At 42.3% G+C, this 2,039-nt stretch carries 1 protein-coding gene; it reads right to left on the reverse strand.

Annotated elements, in window-relative coordinates:
- Positions 1-49 precede the first annotated feature (49 nt).
- Entirely contained in the window at positions 50-1,744 is a 1,695-nt protein-coding gene (locus RM368_RS38310) for a hypothetical protein (RefSeq protein ID WP_322698902.1), read from the reverse strand.
- Positions 1,745-2,039 lie beyond the last annotated feature (295 nt).

Here is a 2,039-nt window from a genome sequence, read left to right on the forward strand (position 1 = left end):
AGTACAAAGTGAAGTATTTCGTGACCGTTTGGCTAAATTATCGTTCAAATCACAAGTGCAAAGTGCAAAGAAACACCGGAAACAACAGGCTGATATCCTGATAAATCTTTCTCCAATTATGACTTAACTGACGGTAAGCATCCCATTCGCCATTCAATAATGCAATGTAAGTTCTAATGGAAGCTATCACCTCATCTTTCCGTCGCAGAGCTTCTTGCTGTTGAAATTGCCAAGACCACTCAAATAACTCTACTTGCAGCGAGTGCAATTCAGTGTAGAAGCGACTGTAGAAATCTTTGGTGGGATAAGTAGCGAGTCGGTTTTCGATTTGAGAACGGCGAGTAATCAGGTCTTTGAGTTGCTGCTTTCTTGAGGAGAGCTGCTGTTGTGTGCTGTCAATACCATTCTGTTGTTGCTGCCAGAAAGATGCTTCTGCAATAAGCTGGTCAACACTCTGCTGGGCGGCGATGAGAGATTCAGTTGTTAGTGGGATTTGAAATTGAAATGGGGTGGCCAGTGTCGCTAACACAGGCATCTCTATCTGTTTGTGCAAGCGTTTGAGAACATGATGTGCGCTGGTTTTGGTTATCGAGTGCCAGAATCGTTTAATCGGGAGCAAAATCTGGACAAACCATTTGTTATCTCTAACAGAAGGCTGCCAGTAATCAACTCTAGGCAAAGAACGCCTTGCACTGCCAAGATGTTGTTTTATCTGCTGATAGGCTTCTACTGGAAACCTAGAGTAGTCGCTCCCGGATTCTAATGGTGACGAATCCTCAAATGCAGAAGTCTTGAGCGCCGACTCAACCGATTGTATATCAAGGCATAGCTCATCTAATAATTGCTTATCAACACAAATCTTTTGAAGCTCGTCTGAGTCTTGTTTTCTATAAGATTCTATCTGCTGAACCCCAGCTAACAATTGTTGCCTAGCTGACTCCCATTCATCCGATTTAAACGTTTCTTTGGCTAACCAGTCGAGTGCAGTTTGCAAACTAGGTAACACTTGGCTCTCAACTAAATCCCTAGAACCTCCTGATAAGTAGAAACACTCAGAGGTCAGGTTGCTGGCTAAGATTTTCTCAACGTTATTTACAGCAAATTTGTTAGTGCTTGTTACCACAGTTAGGTTACTTCTATCTTCACCCGTTGTTGCTAATTCCACTGCTCGACGTACCACTTGCTGCGCTATCTTATGTAACAACAGTGTGGTCTTGCCATTCCCCGGTGGCCCAATCACAGCAGTAACAGGTTGTTCCTGTGAATGTTTCAGAGCAAGTGCTTGATAGTCATCGGGCAGTGAGTTGGGAAAAGCACCCAAAAAAAGTACGTCATGCTGGGGTGCTTTTGGTTGTCCAAATAAATATTCGTAAGCCGGATGTCCGGGTCTTGACCACTGAAAGTAATTCTGGTCGCTAATTTTCTGAAAATCTTTTTTGAGGTTGTAATTAAAAGTCGCGTATTCAAAATCCAATAGATAAGGGAGAAGTTTCGACCGCACAGGAAAAGGCGGTAATTCAATCAGTCCCATAAAATCCTGTAGCGTCTTAAAGGGACGATTGAAAGTAGTTTCCAGAAACACCTTTAGCCCTTCCCTTGTTACCAGCTCTTCAGCCGCTTCTTCCTCTAGCCCGTACCACTGCATCAAATTGGGAATAACAGGCTGAAACTCATAATCAGTTAAATTCCATCCGCTACTGCGATAATTGCCCTCGAATATTGTCGAAACGTTGATAGTGAACAACGGGCGAAATTGACGGCGATTCGATTCAACTACATAAAGCTGGGGGAAAGCTACAGCAATTGATGGTAATTTTGTTTGCTCAAAGTTCTTTGCACTTTTAAACGGTTGCTTTATGTTTTTAAATAAAGACTCGTCTATTAATAATTTGTCGCCTACCAGATTTACGAGAGAGTCCCAGATGTTAGGCTGTTCTGAGTCGTCAGCTTCTACTTTCGCATTACTCAGATTTTCTAAGTAGATATAAGGTGATTTTTTAAAAAGAAATTACCAGCTAAAGTGGTCGAATCAAGATATC

Origin of the sequence: Nostoc sp. DedSLP03 (genome assembly GCF_034530815.1) — a bacterium.
GTDB lineage: Bacteria > Cyanobacteriota > Cyanobacteriia > Cyanobacteriales > Nostocaceae > Nostoc.